Raw genomic sequence first — 17,774 nt, forward strand, 5'->3', positions numbered from 1 at the left:
TCTTTTTATAAGCGCTCGTCGCCGTCGCTCACGGCTATTTAAATACTACATTGCGGCCGCCGATCCGCGATACTTCCTCTCGCTATCGCTCGACGACCGGAAATATCAGTTGTGTCTCCGTTCGATCCGAGGCGCGGAACCCCGCCGAAGCGCTCCTGCCTCAGTCGTCGTCCGCCACCGCGGGCTTCCGGCGGTCGTCGCGGGGCCCTTCGAGGTCGACCTTCGGGAGCATATCTCGGAGGTAGCGCCCGGTGTGGGAGGCGTCCTCCCGGGCGATCTCCTCGGGGGTGCCGCTCGCGACGAGTTCGCCGCCGCCGTCGCCGCCCTCGGGGCCGAGGTCGATCACGCGGTCGGCGTTCTTCACGAGGTCGAGCTCGTGTTCGATGACGACCACGGTGTTGCCGGCGTCGACGAGCCGGTGGAGCACGTCGATCAGCTTGCGCTCGTCCTCCTTGTGGAGCCCCGTCGTCGGCTCGTCGAGGAGATAGAGGGTGTCGCCGGTCGCGCGCTTGCCGAGCTCCTCGGCGAGCTTCACGCGCTGGGCCTCGCCGCCCGAGAGCGTCGTCGAGGGCTGGCCCAGCTCCATGTAACCGAGCCCCACGTCCTTCAGGAGCTTGAGGCGGCGCTCCAACCCGCGGTGGCTCTCGAAGAACTCGTGCGCCTCCGCGACGCTCATGTCGAGCACGTCGGCGATGGTCTTCCCCTTGTACTCCACGTCGAGCGTCTCGTCGTTGTAGCGGGCGCCGCCGCACTCCTCGCAGGGGACGTACACGTCCGAGAGGAAGTTCATCTCGATCTTGACGGTCCCCTGCCCGCCGCACTCCTCGCAGCGCCCGCCCTTCACGTTGAACGAGAAGCGGCCCTTCTCGTAGCCCCGACGCTTCGAGAGCTTCGTCTCCGCGAACAGCTCGCGGACGTGGTCGAACACGTCCGTGTACGTGGCGGGGTTCGAGCGCGGCGTCCGCCCGATCGGCGACTGGTCGATGAGCCGGACCGTCTCCACCTCGTCGAGCCCCTCGATCGCGTCGTGCTCGCCGGGGTCGACGGAGGTGTTGTCGTTCATCTCGCGGGCGAGCCCCTTGTAGAGGATGTCGTTGACGAGCGTCGACTTCCCGGAGCCGGAGACGCCGGTGACGGTCGTCAGCGTGCCGAGCGGGATCGGCACGTCGAGGTCCTTCAGGTTGTGCTGGCGGGCGCCGCGCACGACGAGCTCGCCGTTGGGCTCGCGGCGCTCCTCGGGCACCGGAATCGACTTCCGGCCCGCGAGGTAGTCGGCCGTCACCGACTCGTCGGTCGCGACCACCTCCTCGAAGTCGCCCTGCGCGACGACCTCGCCGCCGCGCTTGCCGGGGCCGGGCCCCATGTCGATGATTTCGTCGGCGCGCCGCATCGTCTCCTCGTCGTGCTCGACGACGAGGAGGGTGTTACCGAGGTCGCGGAGCCCCTCCAGCGTGTCGAGCAGGCGGTCGTTGTCGCGCTGGTGGAGCCCGATGGAGGGCTCGTCGAGGACGTACAGCACGCCCACCAGCCCGGAGCCGACCTGCGTCGCGAGCCGGATGCGTTGGCTCTCGCCGCCCGACAGCGTCGAGGCCTCGCGGTCGAGCGTGAGGTACTCTAAACCGACCTCCTCCATGAACCCGAGCCGCGCGCGGATCTCCTTTAAGATCTCCTCGGCGATCGTCGTCTCGCGCTCGTTCAGCTCGTCCTCCAGCCCCTCGAAGTGCTCGCGCGCCTCGGCGATCGACAGCTCGTTCACCTCGGTGATCGCGGTGTCCGCGACGAGGACGTGCCGCGACTGCTCCTTCAGGCGCGTCCCCTCGCACTCGGGACAGGTCGTCACGGCCATGTACTCCTCGATGTGGTCGCGGGCGCGCTCGGAGTCGGTCTCGACGTGGCGCCGCTCCAGGTTGGGAATCACGCCCTCGAACCGCTCCGTCTTCTCGCGGGTGCCGTTCTTCGTGGTCCACTCGAAGTGGACGACGTCGTCGGTGCCGTAGAGGAACTGCCGCTGAATCTCCTCGTCGAGCTCCTCGAAGGGCGCGTCGAGGTCGACGCCGAAGTGCTCCGCGACGTTGTCGAGCTGCCTGGAGTAGTAGGTGCGGTCGTAGCTCCACGGCTCGAACACGTGCTTCAGCGGCTTCGAGGGGTCCTCGATCACGAGGTCCTCGTCGACCTCCTTCGTCGAGCCGATCCCCTCGCACTCGGGGCAGGCGCCGTACGGGCTGTTGAAGGAGAACGAGCGCGTCTCGATCTCGGAGAACTGGACGTCGGAGTTGGGGTTGCCGAGCTCCTCGGAGAACTCCACGACGAGGCGGTCGTCGCCGTCGGCGTCGGCCGCGAGCGACCCCGTCGAGCGCGCGTTCGACGCGAACGGGACGTCTTCGGGCGGGTCGGGGACGATCAGCTTGAGGGCGCCGTCGGCCTCCTCCAGCGCGGTCTCGACGGAGTCGGTGATCCGCGAGCGCGCGTCCGGCGAGACGGTCACGCGGTCGACGATCACGTCGATCGTGTGGTCGTAGTTCTCGTCGAGGTCGGGGGAATCGAGGGTGAGATCGACCGGCTCGCCGTCGACCTCGACGCGGCTGTACCCGTCCGAGACCAGCTCCTCGAACAGCTCCTCGAAGGCGCCCTTCTGATCGCGGACGACGGGCGCCGCGACCTTCGCGCGGGTGTCCTCGGGGAGGTCGAGGATCTGGTTCACCATGTCCTGTGCGGACTGCTCGCCGACCTCCTCGCCGGTGACGGGGTCGTACTGGGTGCCGATCCGGGCGTACAGCAGGCGGAGGTAGTCGTGGAGCTCCGTGACGGTCCCCACGGTGGAGCGGGGGTTGTTCGCGGCGTTCTTCTGGTCGATGGAGATCGCCGGCGAGAGCCCCTCGACCGACTCCACCTGCGGCTTGTCCATCTGCCCGAGGAAGTTGCGGGCGTACGCGGACAGCGACTCGATGTAGCGGCGCTGCCCCTCGGCGTAGACGGTGTCGAACGCGAGCGACGACTTCCCCGAGCCGGAGAGCCCGGTGACGACGGTGAACTCCTCCCGCGGGATCCGGACGTCGAGGTCCTTGAGGTTGTGTTCCTCGGCGCCGCGGACCTCGATGTACTCCTTGCTCATTTCACTCCTCCGTTGCGGGCGCGCGCGGGAATAGTCGTCGGTCGCGGGGACCGCCGGCGGTCGTTTCCGCCGCCGACCCCGCCGAGCCCGGAACTCACTCCGCGCCGAGCCCGGAACTCACTCCGCGATGAACTCCGCGGGCGGCGAGAGGTCGCGGCGTCCGCCGAAGGTGACGAGGAAGAGGACGCCGACGCCGATCCCGTACGCTAGCATTAGCGGGACCGTCGCGAGGAACATCGTGATCACGTCGGCGGGGGTGAACACGGCCGCGACGAGCATGATCCCGATCGTCACCTCGCGCCAGCGCTCGCGGAACACGCGGTAGGGGACGCCCGAGTTGTTCAGCAAGATCATCGCGATCGGGATGTCCGCGAGGAAGCCGATCCCGATCGTGGTGTAGATGACGAGCCAGAAGAAGTCGCTCACCTGGTAGGTGATGATCATGTCCGCGAGCCGGGCGTCGGTGACGAGCCAGCCGATGAGCGCGGGCGCGATGTACGCGTAACCCAGCGCGAACCCGCCGATCATCCCGGCGGCCAACGCGCCCGTCCACAGGTACACCTGATAGATGCGCCCGGCGACGAAGCCACGCTCGCGGAGCGCGGGCCACGCGTAGTAGAGCACCACGGGAAACGCCGCGAGGATCCCGAGCATCACCGAGAACTTCACCATGAAGATCAGCGCCTCGACCGGGTGGAGCGTGATGATGTTGATCCCGCCTTCGATCTCCGCGGGCACGCGGCGTTCGAGGTCGCGCCGCACCGTGCCGAGCCCGCCGAGGTACAGCCACGTGAACGCGGCCGCCATCACGATCCCGAAGACGGCGACGATCCGGAACGACCGCGTGCGCAGCGAGTCGAAGATGAACTTGAGGTCCTTGTAGTAGCCGCCGATGTCGTCTTCGGCCGCTTCCTCCTCGCCGTCCGTGAGCTCGGCGAGGAACGTCGAGCTCGCGCGCGAGGTCCGGTTCTGGACGGAGCCGACCAGCCCGTCCCCGCCGGCGTCGACGCCGCCGCTTCCGGAATCGCCCGCGTCCCCGCCGTCGCTCGCGTCGCCGTCCGCGTCACCGCCCTCGCCGTCGCTCCCCTCGTTCACCTCGTCGTAGCGGTCGAGGATCGCCTGCGCCTTCTCCGGATCGTCGTCGTCGATCGCGGCCTGCGCGAGCGCGAGCGACTCCTCTTCTTCCATCTGGGCGAACGCGTCCGCGGGGGCCGCCCGGACGCCCGCGGCGTCGAGCTCGCTCACGTCGATGGCGGTCGGGTCGCCGTACTGGCGGCCCGCGCTCGTCGTGTCGAGGTCGGTGTACACCGCCCACAGCGTCGCGACCGCGGTGAACGCCAGCGCCCAGACGGCGGCGTAGACCCCGAGGGCCGTCGCGGGGTCGAGTCCGAGGCCGGCGCCCGGTTCGAGGAAGCGTCGGGTGCTCCCCGCGAGCCGCAGGAGGTCGTTGACCGCGGTCCGGCCGCCGTACTCGTAGAAGCCGTACACGAGCGCGCCGCCGAGGACGGTCGCGCCCCCGACGACGTTCCAGTGGTTCCGGACAGCGCCGAGCACGTCGATCCGGTCGGAGCTCCGCTTCGCCGTGACGACGAGCTTCGCGAGGTAGAGGCTGAAGCCGTACAGCGCGACCAGCGGGAACGCCCACAGCAGCTGGGTGAACGGGTCCGGCGGGGAGAAGACGGCGCCGAACACGAAGATGAGGACGACCGCGTGGCGCCACTTGTCGCGGAACGTCTCGTACGGGACGATCTCGGCGTACGAGAGGCCGGTGATCACCATCGGCATCTGCCCGGCGAGCCCGAAGGAAAGCGAGAGGAAGACGATGAACTCCGTCCACATCACGATCCCGTAGGTGGGCTGGATGTCGGCCTCCAGGCCGAACTCCGCGAGGAAGCCGAACATCAGCGGGAAGAAGGCCAACACGCCGTAGGCGACCCCGGCGGAGAAGAGGCCGGCGGCGAGCAGCCCGAGCAGCGCGAGCTTCCACCGAGCGATCGGGGATCGCGGCCACATCCCTCGGGCGCGGAGCTCGTCGCGGGTGACGTAGATCAGCGGCGGGATCGCGACGATCGCGCCGACGACCAGCCCGATCTTCGCCTGGAGGAGGATCACCTCGAACGGGGTCGTCGCGATGATGTCCGTCTCCTCGGCGACCGCGGCGCTCATGTTCGACTCCGTGACCTCCCGGAGCCGGTCCCAGATGTACGTGCGGAGCGCCCAGAACGTCGCGAGGAAGCCGATCAGGAAGACGACGAACACCTTCTGGAGGTCCTTCTGGATCGACCGAAGGAACGCCTTCACCGTCTCCTGGCCCTCCGCGATCGACTGTTGGGTGTCCTCGTCGAGGGCGCTCGCCATACGGAGGGCGAAGGCCGTCGCCGTTATCAACCTTTTCGACCGCGGGCGCTCCCGCCGGCGACGCTCCACGTCGGTCCGGCCGACGACGCTCCTTGACGCGCCGGCGAACGGGACCGATCGACCCCGCGCGGCGCCGCTATCCGAAAAGGTTGATAACCGCCCGGTCGCGTAGGGAAACTGAATGGACGACTCGGACCGGTCGCGCGACGACGACTCGGCCGCCGCTGACGGGTCGACCGACGAGGGCGAACCCGCGAGCGACGGCGCCGTCGACGAGGGGTCCGAGGCCGACGAGTCCGCCGACTCGGACGCCTCCGAGGGCGTCGAGTCCGAGGTGACCGCCGAGGTCGAGCCCGAGGTCGGTTCGGCCGAGGGGGACGCGGACGGGGCCGAAGACGGGTCGCCGGACACGTTCTCGGACCCGGACGAGGTGGTCGAGGCCGAGGACGCCGGTCGGTCGGCCGCGCTCGACGACGGGGGCGAGGCCGACGGGGATCCGGGAGACGGTGAGACTTCGGCGGGCGATGACGCTTCGGCGGGCGATGACGCTTCGGCGGACGAAGACGCCGCGACCGCGGACACCGAGGCCGCCGGCGACGGCGGTACCCCGGCAACGACCGCCGACGCCGCGGACCCCGCGACCGCCGGCGTGCCGGCGACCGAGGACGACGAGCCGTTCGACGGGATCGAGGGCCCCGAGACGGACGAGGAGATGCCGCTGGCGGCCCACATCGAGGAGATGATGCGCCGGCTGGCGGTCGTGTTCCTCTTCGGCGGGCTCGCGACGCTCGTCGTCGTCACCGAGTCGACGGAGCTCATCAACTACTTCTGGAGCTACCACATCCCGGCGCCGATGGAGAACCGGCCGCGGCTGTACGGGCCGCTGGAACTCCCGCTCACCCGACTGAAGGTCGCCGGCCTCGCGGGCGTCGTGGTCGGGCTCCCGGCGTTCGTCTACGAGACCTACCGGTTCATGAAACCGGGGCTCTACCAGACCGAGCGGCGCTACTACCTCGCGGCGGTCCCGACCAGCCTCATCTTAGGCGGGATCGGGATCGCGTTCGCGCACTTCCTCGTGTTGCCCGCGATCTTCTCGTACTTCACCACCTACACCGCCGACGCCGCGACGATCGCCTTCGGGCTCGCGGAGACGTTCAACCTGATCGTCATCATGCTCGCGTTCATGGCGATCGTCTTCCAGATCCCGCTTTTCATCATGCTCGCGATCATGATGAACCTCGTCACCCGGCAGTGGCTGGAGGCGAAGCGGCTGATCTTCTGGGGGTCGTTCCTCGGGATCGCGTTCCTGTTCAGCCCCGACCCGACCGGGATGGCGCCGATCATCGTGACGCTCACGATGATCGCCCTCTTCGAGGGGACGCTCGCGATACTGCGCTGGACCGGAAACTAGATCCGGTCGTTGTCGGTTGTTTCTAAGTGAGCGCTCGTGGATTACCGGTGAACGCTTCCAAAGCCCCAGCTGCTCGTTTATAAACTGGTGCTAGTAACTCCACGACGGATCCCTCCAAAGCCCCAGCCGAGAGGCGGGCGCACGCTCGCTGTCGTTCGAAAGGCGCGGAGCGCCTTTCGTGATGACGAGAGAGCTCCGCTCTCTCGAACCACGCGCTTCAGTCGCTCACTTCGTTCGCTCCTTCCAGTGCTTACGTCGCCTGCGCCCGCCTCTCGGCTGCCCCTTTGAGCCCCACCCCGCACAGCACCTCATACCTCCCCAGCCTCGTCGGCGGTCCTCCGCTTCGCTCCGGACCGCCGACTCCCTCGCGCGTGCGGCTCGCGTCCGTCGGACGCTCGCCGGCACGCGCCGCCGCTCCGTCGATACGCATTTGTTCGCTGCGGAGCGAACGGCTCAGTATGGTCCTCGGTCTCGTCGTTCCGGCCGCCGTCTCGTTCGTGTTCGCCGCGATCGCGGCGTACGTGGGCGCCCTCCGCGCGCTGGAGGTTTACTTCGACCCGAATCAGGACAGCGTCTTCCTCATGGACGACCGCGACCCGCCGCGGCGTCAGTGAGGTGACGACGCCTGCGGCACGTCGCCCGTCACTCCCCGCCGAGCAGTTCGACGAGCAGCGCGTTCTGCGCGTGCATCCGGTTCTCCGCCTGGTCCCAGACGAGGGCGCGGTCGGATTCGAGCACGTCGTCGGTGATCTCCTCGCCGCGGTGCGCGGGGAGGCAGTGCATCACCGTCGCGTCGGTGCCGGCGAGCAGCTCCTGATTCACCTGGAACCCGTCGAAGGCGGCGAGCTTCTCCTCGCGCTGGTCCTCCTGTCCCATCGAGATCCACACGTCGGTGTACACCACGTCCGCGCCCTCAACCGCCGCCGTGGGGTCGGTCGTCGGCGCCACGTCCAGCCCGAACTCCGCGGCGCGGTCGAAGACGGCGGGGTTCATCCCGTAGTCGGCGGGCGTGGCGACCTCGACGTCGAGGCCGGCCATCGCCGCGCCGACGACGAACGACTGCCCGACGTTGTTGCCGTCGCCGACCCACGCGACGGTGGCGTCCTCGCCGACCGTCTCCCGGATCGTGAGCAGGTCCGCGAGCGTCTGGCAGGGGTGCGCCTCGTCGGTGAGCCCGTTGATCACGGGGCAGTCGGCGTACTCGGCGAGGGTCTCGACGTCCGCGTGGTCGAACAGCCGGGCCATCACGCCGTCCACGTACCGGCCGAGGACGCGCGCGGTGTCGCGCAGCGGCTCGCCGTGCCCGAGCTGGATGTCGTCGGGCCCGAGGAACATCGCGTGGCCGCCCAGCCGCGTCATCCCCGTCTCGAAGGAGACGCGGGTGCGCGTCGAGGGCTTCTCGAAGATCATCCCGAGCGTCGCGTCCGCCAGTCGGGGGTCCGTCTCGCCCGCCTTCATCGCGGCGGCGCGGTCGAGCAGGGCGTCCAGTTCGGCGGGCGTCACGTCGTCGATGTCGAGGAAGTCGTCGGTGGCGAGTGGCATCGTGTGTAGTGTGAGTGTGTGTCGTGGTGTCGTTTAAAAACGAGCGTCGGCGAGGGCGACGAGGCGCGTTAGGGTCGCTTCCGGCAGACGTCGGTCAGCACGTCCACGGCGCGGTCGAGGTCCGGCAGCGGCAGCCGCTCGTCGGGTGCGTGGTCGAGATCGGAGTTCCCGGGGCCGTAGGTGACCATCGGGCAGTCCCACGCGGCCGCGAAGAGGTTCATGTCGCTCGTGCCGGTCTTCCGGAGCAGGCGCACGTCGCCGCCGGCGCCCCGGATCGCGACGCGGAACGCCCGCGCCAGCTCCGTCCGCGGGCTCTCCATCACCGGCGGCATCGGCTCGCCCCAGTGGACGGAGCCGGTGGTCAGCTCCGCCTCCGCCAGCTCGTGGACCTCGTCGACCGGGCGCGACGGCGGGATCCGGAGCTGGACGTCCATCGTCGCCTCCACGGCGAGCCCGTCGTCGCTCAGCCCGCCGTCGACCGAGATGGGCTTGGTCGTCACCTGATCGAAGACGGCGGTCTCGGCGTCGTCCGGCGTGAACGCCTCCTCGACGCCGTGCCACCAGTCGATCGCGTGTTGGATCGCGTTCGGCTCCGGCCGCGAGGAGTGGCCCGACTCGCTCGTGTTCACGTAGGTGCCCTCCAGCAGGCCGCGGTAGCCGAGGGTGATCCCCCGCCAGCCCGACGGCTCGCCGTTCACCACCGCCTCGGGCGCGTCGCGGTCGTCGATGAGGGCGCGCGCGCCGGCGGAGTCGACCTCCTCGCGGACGACGCCGGCGAACGAGACCCCCGTCTTCACCGCCGCGACCGCCATCGCGACGAGCGGGCCGGTCGCGTCGACCGCGCCGCGCCCCCACAGCACCGGGTCGCCGGGCTCGCCGACGCGGACGTCCGAGGGCTCGGGCAGCTCGCCCTCGGGCGGCGCCGGCCGCACCTCGACCGGGATGTCGCCGGGAACGGTGTCGACGTGGGAGGTGAGGAGGACGGCGTCGTCCGCCGGCGCGCGGACGTTCCCGACCTCGTCGATCCACGCCTCGCGACCGTTCGCCTCGAAGAAGTCGACGAGGCGCTCGGCCGCCCGCTCCTCCTCGCCCGACGGCGAGGGGATCGAGACCATGTCGTACAGCAGCTTCCGGGCGGGCGTGTCGCAGGCCGCGGGGTAGCCGCCGCCGGCGACGACGTCGGTGCCGGCCGCGGACCCGTCCTCGGAGCCCTCGCTCTCTTCCCCGTCGCGTTCCGCGTCCCGCTCCTGCCCGGTCGCCATCAGCCGACCACCTCCTCGATCGCGTCGACGACGGCGTCGGCGTGCTCGCGTTCGATCGTCAGCGGCGGGAGCAGGCGCAGCACCGTCCGCCCCGCCGGGAGCGCGAGGATCTGATGCTCGATCGCGAGGTCGCGCAGCAGGCGGTTCGACCCGCGGCGGACCTCGATCCCGACCATCAGCCCGTCGCCGCGCACGTCGCGCACGTCGTCGCCGAGGCGGTCGCGGAGTTCGCCGCGGAGGTACGCGCCGATCTCCTCGGCGTGCTCGGCCAACCCCTCGCGCTCGATCACGTCGAGGGTGGCGCCCGCGGCCGCCGAGACGACCGGCCCGCCGGAGAACGTCGAGCCGTGGTCGCCTGCGTCCGCGGCGACCCAGTCGCGGCACAGCGTCGCGCCGATCGGGAGCCCGCTGCCGAGCCCCTTCGCGGTCGTGAGGACGTCGGGCACCACGTCGTGCTCCTCGGCCGCCCACATCGACCCCGTCCGGCCGAGCCCGGTCTGGATCTCGTCGAGGATCATCGCGGCCCCGTTCGTCGCGGTCGCGACCCGGACGGCCTGGAGGTACTCGGTCGAGACCGGGTTGATCCCGCCCTCGCCTTGGAGCGGTTCTAAGATGACCGCCGCGGTGTCCTCGTCGACCGCCTCGCGCATCGCCGCCGCGTCGCCGTACTCGACGAACTCGACGCCGCCGGCGAGCGGGCCGAACCCCTCCTTGTACTTCTCCTTCCACGTGGTCGCGAGCGTCCCCATCGTCCGGCCGTGGAACCCCTGCGTCGTCGCGACGATCTTCTCGCGGCCGGTCGCGTGGCGGGCGAACTTCAGCGCGGCCTCGTTCGCCTCCGTGCCGGAGTTACAGAGCCAGACGTTGTCGACGTCGCCGGGCGCGACCTCGGCCAGCCGCTCGTATAACGCCGTCCGCGCCGCGTGCGGGTACGACGCCTGGACGTACAGCAGCTCCTCCAGCTGGCCCGTCGCCGCGTCGACGACTTCGGGGTGGCAGTGGCCGACGGGCGTACACGCGTAGCTGGCGCCGAAGTCGAGGTACTCGGTACCGTTCGTGTCGGTCACGTGGACTCCGTCGCCCGAGGCGATCTCGATCGGCTTCTCCGAGAAGACGAAGCCGCTCACGCGGTCTCACCCCCGTCGGTCTCGACCCCTTCCGGTTCATCCGCGTCCTCGGACCCGTCCCCGAGCGCCGACCGCTCGACCGTCGTTCCCTCGCCGCCGAGCGCGGCGACGACCGGGTCGCGGACGTTGGCGTCCGCGATCACGACGCGGCCGGACCCGCCTTCGAGCGCCTCTTTCGCGGCCATCACCTTCTTGCCCATGAACCCCTCGGCGGCGTCCTCGACGGCCGCTAGCCCGTCGGGCGTCGCGGCCGCGTCGATGCGCGTCTCGGGGTCGTCCGGGTCGGCGTACACGCCGGAGACGTCGGTCAGGAGGACGAGGTCGGCGCCGAGCGCGCCCGCTATCGCGGCCGCGGCGCGGTCGGCGTCCGCGTTGACCGGGGTGACCTCGCCGTCCCCCTCGTCGCCAGCCATCGGGGGCGAGACGACCGGCGTGTAGCCGTCGTCGAGGAGGTCGTCGAGGAGGTCGGCGTTCACCGACTCGATCTTCCCCGAGTGGTCGCCGCGGCGGATCTTCCGCTTCCCGTCCTCGACGACGCGGACCGCCGACTTGCGCGGGCCCGCGAGGAGCCCGCCGTCGACGCCCGAGAGGCCGACCGCGTCGACGCCGGCCGAGCGGAACTCCACCGTCAGCTCGGTGTTGAGCTTGCCCGCCATCGCCATCGCGAACGCCTCCATCGTCTCCGCGTCGGTGAAGCGGCCGGTGACGCCGGAGGCGGACTCGACGTACTCGGGCTCGATACCGAGCCGTTCGAGCGTCTCGTCGACGACCGTCGAGCCGCCGTGGACGACGACGACCGCGCGCCCGTTGGCCGTCAGGTGCGCGACGTCGCCGACCGCGCCGGCCGGGTCGACCGCCTTCGCGCCGCCGACCTTGACGACGACCGGGGGCTCGGCGGCCGTTCCCTTTTCCTCACCGCTCATGGCGATCCCACCGGGTGGAGCCCGTCGAACTCGAGGCCGGCGGTCTCGGGGAGCCCGAGCGCGACGTTCGCCGCGTGGACCGCCTGCCCCGCCGAGCCCTTGGTCATGTTGTCGATGGCCGAGAAGACGACGACGCGCCGGTTCCCGGGGTCGAGCTCGAAGCCGACCTCGCCGTGGTTCGTCCCCGCGACCGACTTCGGCTCGGGGTAGCGGTAGACGCCGCCCCCGCCGGAGACGATCCGCACGAACGGCTCGTCGGCGTAGGCGTCGCGGTACGCGCCCCACAGGTCCCCCTTCGAGACCGGCTCGTCGGGGAAGGCGTGGCAGGTCGCGCTCGCGCCGCGGACCATGTCGACCGCGTGGACGGTGAAGGAGACGGAGAGCCCGAGGTACGCCTCGATCTCCGCCTCGTGGCGGTGGCCGGTCGGCGCGTACGGGCGCACGACGCCCGAGCGCTCCGGGTGCGAGGAGGCCGCGCCGCCGCCGGCGCCCCCCTCCGAGGAGCCCACCTTCACGTCGACGACGACCTCGCCGGTCTCGGGACCGAGCGCTCCGGCGTCCACGAGCGGTTTGAGGCCGAGGATCGTCGCGGTCGCGTTACAGCCGCCGCCCGCGATCAGGTCGGCGCCGGGGAGGTTCTCGCGGTTCAGCTCCGGGAGCGCGTACTCGGCGCGTTCGAGGTACTCCGGCGACTCGTGGCCGTCGTACCACTCGTCGTAGGCGTCGGCCTCGGGGAGCCGGAAGTCCGCCGAGAGGTCGACGACGGTGTCCGCGGCCTCGAAGAACTCGTCGATCCGCTCCATCGAGACGCCGTGCGGGGTCGCCGCGAACAGCACGTCGACCGATTCGAGGTCGTCGGGGTCGGAGAAGCGCAGGTCGAGCCCGCGCAGGTTCGGGTGCGAGCGCCCGACGGTCATGTTGTCGGCCGACCGCGAGGTGGCCTGAACGACCTCGAAGCTCGGGTGGCCGGCGAGGATCCGCAGCAGTTCGCCGCCGGTGAAGCCGGTGCCGCCGACGACGCTCGCGGTGTAGGTGTCGGCGGTCACCCCGTCGGCCTCGGTGTCGGCGCTCATGCGCTCGCCTCCTCGGTCTCTTCGTCCGCCAGCTCGGCCGCCTTCGCCTCCAGCCAGTCGACGACCCGCGCGGGGACGTCGACGTCGGTGGCCGAGTCGAGCGCCTTGAACTCGACGGTGTGGTTCACCTCGTGGACGGTGTAGTCGTCGGCCGCGCCGTCGCCTTCCGCATCGACGCCGCCCTCGGCGGGGTCGGCGTCCGGGTCGACTCCCACCTCCATCAGGTCGACGCCGAGCATGCCGCCGCCGACCGCCTCGGAGGCGCGCTCGACCAGCTCGGTCGCGCGCTCGTCGAGGTCGAACGACTTCGTCTCGCCGCCCTTCGCGGCGTTGGTGAGCCAGTGGTCGGACGACCGCGTCATCGCCGCAATCGGCTCGCCGTCAACCGCGAGGACGCGGACGTCGCGGCCGGGCTTGTCGACGAACTCCTGGACGTAGAACACCTTGTGTTCGTAGTGGCCGAGCGTCTCCTTGTGTTCGAGGATGGCCTCGGCGGCGTTTCGCGAGTCGATCTTCGCCATCAGCCGCCCCCACGAGCCGGTGACCGGCTTGAGGACGCACGGGTAGCCGAACGACTCGATCGCCTCCAAGGCGGCGTCCTTCGTGAACGCGACCTCCGTCGCCGGGGTCGGCACGTCGGCCTCGGCGAGCGCGAGCGAGTTCTTCGCCTTGTCGGCGCAGACGTCGCCCGTCTCGGGTGAGTTCACCACGGGAACGCCGTAGCTGTCGAGGAACCGCGTCGCGTACAGCGACCGGCTCGTGGAGAGGCAGCGGTCGACGGCGATGTCGAGGTCGGCGACGTTCGCCGTCGTCGACTCCAGCCCGAACCGCTCCTTGCGGACGTCGATCTTCTCGACCTCGTGGCCCCGCTCGCGGAGCTCGTTGAGCAGCAGCTTCTCGTCCTTCCGGATCCGGGAGTAGAGGATCCCTACGCGCACGTCGACCCCCCTCCGTTCGCGTCGGCGCTCATGCGCATGTCGACCACTCGCGTGTCGCGGCCGTGGCGGTCGTCGCCATCTACTCGCCCCAGTCCTCCTCGAGCTCGGGCGCCTCCTCTAAGACGACCGGGTCGAGCGAGATGACCTCCAGCTCGGTCCCGGTGACCGGACTGTCGATGATCTCGCCGACCTCGACGTCGGCCGGGATCTCGATCTCCTCGCCTGTGATCGGGTCCTCCGCGGTCAGCGTGTCGGTGTCGCTCGTCATCGTGGCAGACACTCGTCCTCGAATAGGCATAAAGGCTTCGAACTTATTGGATACTTTACATAAAACAGATCGGTCGCTAACGGAACCAGTTCGACGAAATAGCGCCGTATCGAGATCGGATGTCAGATCTCGGTAGTAAATATGTCCCCCTACGGGGACGGTCGTCGGCGTCGATCGGGTCGGCCCCGCCCGGGCCGCCGGCGGCTCGCCCGGTGTCGGCCGCGCGGGCGACCGCCGCGCGGTCGCGGCTCAGACATAGCGATCGACCTCCGCGTCCAGCGCCTCGCTCGCGGCGGCGAGCGCGTCGCGCTCGGCCGTCAGCGCCTCGTCGTCCGCGTCGATCCCCGCCTCGGCGGCGGCGAGTTCGTCGGCGACCGCCTCGGGGGCCGGTCCGCCGGCGGAGTCGCGGCTCGCGACGCTTTCGGCCGGATCGAGCGCCGACTCCACGTCCTCGCGGCTCACGTACGCGGAGAGGGGCTCGCCGGTCACCTTTCGCGCGGCCTCGTCAACTTTTGCGGCCGCCGCCTCCGGCGAGTCGCCGTCCGCGACCGCCTCCGCGGCCGCCGCGACGATCTCGTGGGCCGTCCGGAACGGCATCCCCCCCATCGCGAGCAGGTCGGCGACGCCCGTCGCCGTCGAGAACCCCTCGCCCGCGGCCGCCGCGAGCGCGGCCTCGTCCCAGTCGGCGGTCGCGACCGCGCCCGCGGCAACCTCGGTCGCCTCCCGCACGTCGCCGGCGATCTCGAACACGCTCGCGTGGGCGCGCTGGAGGTCGCGGTTGTAGGCGCGCGGGAGCCCCTTGAGCAGGCTCAGCGTGCCGGTCGCCTCGCCGATCGCGTCGCCCGCGACGCCGCGGGTCAGCTCCAGCGTGTCGGGGTTCTTCTTCTGGGGCATGATCGAGGAGGTCGACGAGTACGCGTCCGTCAGCTCGACGACCCCGTCCTTCGAGAAGCCGATCAGGTCCTCCGCGAGCCCCGACAGCGTCGTCGCGAGCGTCGCGAGCGCGCTCGCCGCCTCTGCGAGGAAATCGCGCGTCGAGGCCGCGTCCATCGAGTTGCGGACGGTCCCGCCGAAGCCGAGCAGCTCGGCGGTGCGGTCGCGATCGACGTCGAACGGCGTCCCCGTGAACGCGGCCGCGCCGAGCGGCGAGCGGTTGGTCCGGCCGTACGCGTCGAGCAGCCGCTCGGTGTCGCGCGCGAGCCCGCCCTCGTACGACAGCAGGTAGTGGCCGACCGTCGTCGGCTGGGCCGGCTGGAGGTGGGTGTACCCCGGCATCACCGTCTCCGCGTGCTCGCCCGCGACCTCGACGAGCGCCCCGCGGGCAGTGAGGGTCGCCTCGACCGCCGCCAGCAGGTCCTCGCGCAGGCGGTAGCGGATGCACGTCGCCACCTCGTCGTTGCGCGAGCGGGCGGTGTGCATCCGCCCGCCGTCGGGGCCGATCCGGTCGATGACGGCGGTCTCTATCGCCTCGTGGACGTCCTCGCCGTCCGGCAGTTCGGCGTGGCCGGCGGCCTCGACGTCGCCGAGCGCCCCGAGGATCTCGCCGGCGACCGCCTCGTCGACGATCCCCTGCTCCGCGAGCATCACGACGTGCGCGCGGTCGACCGCGAGGTCGGCCTCGAAGATGGCCTCGTCGGCCGCGAGGCTCGATAAGAACTCGCGGGCGGGGCCGCCGCTGAAGCGGTCGCGGCGGACGGCGGTGTCGCCGCCCTCGTCGGCGCCGCCCTCGTCGGCGCCGCTCTCTCGAGCGTCGGCGTCCGTCGCGGCGTCGGGATCGTCGTCGGTCATTCAGTTCTCAGTCTCGTCGGTTTCGGCCGTCTCACCGCTTCCGTCCGTCGCGAGTTCCGGCTTCGAGACGCTCGCCTTCACGTCGTTCGCGAGGCGCTCCTGGAGCCCGTGGTACTTCGCGACGCCGGTGGCGTCCGACTGGGCGATGCCCGCCACGTCCTCGGTGTTGAACGAGGCCATCTCCTCGGAGTAGACGGCGTACTCGGAGTCGCGCGCGACGACGCGGCAGTCGCCGCCGGACACCTTCACCGTCGCCGTGCCGGTCACCACGTCCTGCGTCTCGTCGATGAACGCGTTCAGCGCGTCGACGACGGGAGCGAACACGAGCCCCTCGTACGCCTTCTCGGACCACTCCTGCTCGATCCCCTTCTTGAACGAGCGCTCGTTCTTGGTGAGGACGAGATCCTCTAGGGCTTGGTGGGCGGTGAGCAGGACGGTCGCGGCCGGGTGCTCGTAGTTCTCGCGCACCTTCAGCCCGAGCATGCGGTCCTCCATCACGTCGGTGCGGCCGACGCCGTAGCCGCCGGCGTACTCGTTGAGGTGCTGGATGAGGGGGACCGGATCCATCGCCTCGCCGTCGACGGCGACCGGGACGCCCTCCTCGAAGGCGATCTCGATGGTGGTCTCGCCCTCGGGCTCGGCGGTCCACTCGTAGATGTCCTCCGGCGGCTCGTAGTCCGGGTTCTCCAGCTTGCCGCCCTCGACCGCGCGCGACCAGATGTTCTCGTCGATGGACCAGACGCCGCCGTCGCCGGCCTCGACGGGCAGGTCCTTCTCCGCGGCGTAGTCGATCTCCCACTCCCGGGTGAGGCCGAGCTCGCGCACGGGGGCGATCACTTCGAGGTCGGAGCCGCGCCAGACGGCCTCGAACCGGAGCTGGTCGTTGCCCTTCCCCGTACAGCCGTGCGCGATGGCGTCACAGCCCTGCTCCTCGGCGACGCCCAGAATGGCCTCGGCGATGACCGGGCGCGCGAGGGCGGTGCCGAGCGGGTAGCCCTGATAGCTGGCGTTGGATTTCACGGCGTCGAAACAGAGGTCCGCGAACTCTTCTTTCGCGTCGACGACGTGGATGTCGAGCCCCAACGCCTCCGCGGTCTCCTCCGCCTCGTCGAACTCCTCTGTGGGCTGGCCGACGTCGACGTTGACGCCGATGACCTCGTCGTAGCCGTACTCCTCTTTCAGTAGCGGTACGCACACTGTCGTGTCGAGTCCCCCGCTGAACGCGAGTGCAACGCTCGTCATTACCAGAGTACACCCGGCCTACACCTTTAAATTCAGCGGTTTTAATTTTGTAAGAAAATCGGAGAGCGGTCGCTCGCGGAACGCGGAGTCGAGACTCTTCGGAACGGAACGGCGCGAACGCGACGAGAGGTGAAAGTTATCGGCCCGAGGGGCCTCGTCGTCGCGCCGCGCCGGAATCCGGTCGCGGCGGTCGGACGTCTCGTCGCGGTCGCAGGGCTCGTCGGCCTCGGAGAAGGGCGGCGTCGAGACGAGCCGCTGCGGTCATCGGGTGTACGTACCGATCTCCGATATAAAACTGTTCCGCAATCCGTGACTGACAGCGGATCGGCGACGGACTCCTCCGAAGCCGCAGCCGCTCGCTTATAAATAGTTGCTGACGGATCGGCGGTGAACACCGCTGAAGCCCCAGCCGCTTGCTTATAAATGGTTGAGTGCGAATCGACGGCGAACACCTCCAAAGCCCCAGCCGCTTGCTTATAAATGGCTCATGGCGGATCGATGGAGAACGCCACCAAAGCCCCAGCCGCGAGGCCGGCGCACACTCGCTGCGCTCCTCACTCGTTCGCTCCGCTCACTCGTTCCGGTGCTTACGTCGTCTGCGCCGGCCTCGCGGCTGCCCCTTTGAGTCCCACCCCGCACAGCACCGCACGGCCTCACACCTCCCCAGCCTCGCGGTTCGCGCTCTTCGAGCGCTCACCGCGTCCCTCGCGCGGTGCTCCTCGCGGCCGCC

13 protein-coding genes are annotated in these 17,774 nt (G+C 70.2%); 2 read left to right on the forward strand and 11 right to left on the reverse strand.

What is annotated here, in order from left to right:
* Positions 1 to 160: 160 nt before the first annotated feature.
* Together uvrA and tatC are read right to left on the reverse strand one after the other, a co-directional pair.
* Positions 161 to 3,112: an excinuclease ABC subunit UvrA gene (gene uvrA, locus CPZ01_RS08420; protein ID WP_096394306.1), complete on the reverse strand. Its 2,952-nt coding sequence runs from the start codon at positions 3,110 to 3,112 to the stop codon at positions 161 to 163.
* A 117-nt stretch (positions 3,113 to 3,229) separates the two neighbouring features.
* Positions 3,230 to 5,470, reverse strand: a complete 2,241-nt coding sequence (gene tatC / locus CPZ01_RS08425) for a twin-arginine translocase subunit TatC (protein WP_096394307.1) — start codon at positions 5,468 to 5,470, stop codon at positions 3,230 to 3,232.
* Positions 5,471 to 5,651: 181 nt separating this feature from the next.
* Here tatC and CPZ01_RS08430 point away from each other — a divergent pair, with 181 nt between their 5' ends.
* Positions 5,652 to 6,881: a twin-arginine translocase subunit TatC gene (locus tag CPZ01_RS08430; RefSeq protein WP_096394308.1), complete on the forward strand. Its 1,230-nt coding sequence runs from the start codon at positions 5,652 to 5,654 to the stop codon at positions 6,879 to 6,881.
* 458 nt (positions 6,882 to 7,339) lie between these two features.
* Positions 7,340 to 7,495 carry a hypothetical protein gene (locus CPZ01_RS15435; protein WP_004599330.1) on the forward strand — a complete coding sequence of 52 codons (156 nt, stop codon included), beginning with the start codon at positions 7,340 to 7,342 and terminating at the stop codon, positions 7,493 to 7,495.
* A gap of 28 nt (positions 7,496 to 7,523) precedes the next feature.
* Here CPZ01_RS15435 and argF read toward each other — a convergent pair whose 3' ends face one another.
* The 9 genes from argF to CPZ01_RS08475 form a co-directional block, all read right to left on the reverse strand.
* Entirely contained in the window at positions 7,524 to 8,423 is a 900-nt protein-coding gene (gene argF, locus CPZ01_RS08435; protein WP_096394309.1) for an ornithine carbamoyltransferase, read from the reverse strand.
* Between the two features lie 68 nt (positions 8,424 to 8,491).
* On the reverse strand, positions 8,492 to 9,685 hold the full coding sequence (locus tag CPZ01_RS08440; protein WP_096394310.1) for a [LysW]-lysine hydrolase: 1,194 nt from the start codon (positions 9,683 to 9,685) through the stop codon (positions 8,492 to 8,494).
* Positions 9,685 to 10,812, reverse strand: a complete 1,128-nt coding sequence (locus CPZ01_RS08445; RefSeq protein ID WP_096394311.1) for an aspartate aminotransferase family protein — start codon at positions 10,810 to 10,812, stop codon at positions 9,685 to 9,687. Before CPZ01_RS08445 ends, CPZ01_RS08440 begins: the two co-directional genes overlap by 1 nt.
* A complete protein-coding gene (locus CPZ01_RS08450; RefSeq protein WP_096394312.1) occupies positions 10,809 to 11,735 on the reverse strand; it encodes an acetylglutamate/acetylaminoadipate kinase in 927 nt (308 codons plus the stop codon). The genes CPZ01_RS08445 and CPZ01_RS08450 overlap by 4 nt, the downstream gene beginning before the upstream one ends.
* A complete protein-coding gene (argC, locus tag CPZ01_RS08455) occupies positions 11,732 to 12,781 on the reverse strand; it encodes an N-acetyl-gamma-glutamyl-phosphate reductase (protein WP_096396209.1) in 1,050 nt (349 codons plus the stop codon). Before argC ends, CPZ01_RS08450 begins: the two co-directional genes overlap by 4 nt.
* 23 nt (positions 12,782 to 12,804) lie before the next feature.
* Positions 12,805 to 13,746 (reverse strand): lysine biosynthesis protein LysX, encoded by a 942-nt coding sequence (gene lysX, locus CPZ01_RS08460; RefSeq protein WP_096394313.1) that lies wholly within the window; start codon positions 13,744 to 13,746, stop codon positions 12,805 to 12,807.
* A gap of 79 nt (positions 13,747 to 13,825) precedes the next feature.
* Entirely contained in the window at positions 13,826 to 14,014 is a 189-nt protein-coding gene (gene lysW, locus CPZ01_RS08465; RefSeq protein ID WP_004599337.1) for a lysine biosynthesis protein LysW, read from the reverse strand.
* A 249-nt stretch (positions 14,015 to 14,263) separates the two neighbouring features.
* Positions 14,264 to 15,802 (reverse strand): argininosuccinate lyase, encoded by a 1,539-nt coding sequence (argH, locus tag CPZ01_RS08470; protein ID WP_096394314.1) that lies wholly within the window; start codon positions 15,800 to 15,802, stop codon positions 14,264 to 14,266.
* The gene (locus CPZ01_RS08475) at positions 15,803 to 17,044 is read right to left on the reverse strand and encodes an argininosuccinate synthase (RefSeq protein WP_096394315.1); all 1,242 of its coding nucleotides are present in this window, start codon (positions 17,042 to 17,044) and stop codon (positions 15,803 to 15,805) included.
* Positions 17,045 to 17,774 lie beyond the last annotated feature (730 nt).

Origin of the sequence: Halorubrum trapanicum, assembly GCF_002355655.1 — an archaeon.
In the GTDB taxonomy this organism is placed as follows: Archaea; Halobacteriota; Halobacteria; order Halobacteriales; family Haloferacaceae; genus Halorubrum; species Halorubrum trapanicum_A.

Coding starts and splice junctions, on each gene's coding strand:
- CPZ01_RS08475 (WP_096394315.1), bottom strand. CDS start 17,044: ATGACGAGCGTTGCACTCGCGTTCAGCGGGGGACTCGACACGACAGTG.
- lysW (WP_004599337.1), bottom strand. CDS start 14,014: ATGACGAGCGACACCGACACGCTGACCGCGGAGGACCCGATCACAGGC.
- CPZ01_RS08450 (WP_096394312.1), bottom strand. CDS start 11,735: ATGAGCGGTGAGGAAAAGGGAACGGCCGCCGAGCCCCCGGTCGTCGTC.
- CPZ01_RS15435 (WP_004599330.1), top strand. CDS start 7,340: ATGGTCCTCGGTCTCGTCGTTCCGGCCGCCGTCTCGTTCGTGTTCGCC.
- uvrA (WP_096394306.1), bottom strand. CDS start 3,112: ATGAGCAAGGAGTACATCGAGGTCCGCGGCGCCGAGGAACACAACCTC.
- CPZ01_RS08440 (WP_096394310.1), bottom strand. CDS start 9,685: ATGGCGACCGGGCAGGAGCGGGACGCGGAACGCGACGGGGAAGAGAGC.
- CPZ01_RS08430 (WP_096394308.1), top strand. CDS start 5,652: ATGGACGACTCGGACCGGTCGCGCGACGACGACTCGGCCGCCGCTGAC.
- tatC (WP_096394307.1), bottom strand. CDS start 5,470: ATGGCGAGCGCCCTCGACGAGGACACCCAACAGTCGATCGCGGAGGGC.
- argF (WP_096394309.1), bottom strand. CDS start 8,423: ATGCCACTCGCCACCGACGACTTCCTCGACATCGACGACGTGACGCCC.
- argH (WP_096394314.1), bottom strand. CDS start 15,802: ATGACCGACGACGATCCCGACGCCGCGACGGACGCCGACGCTCGAGAG.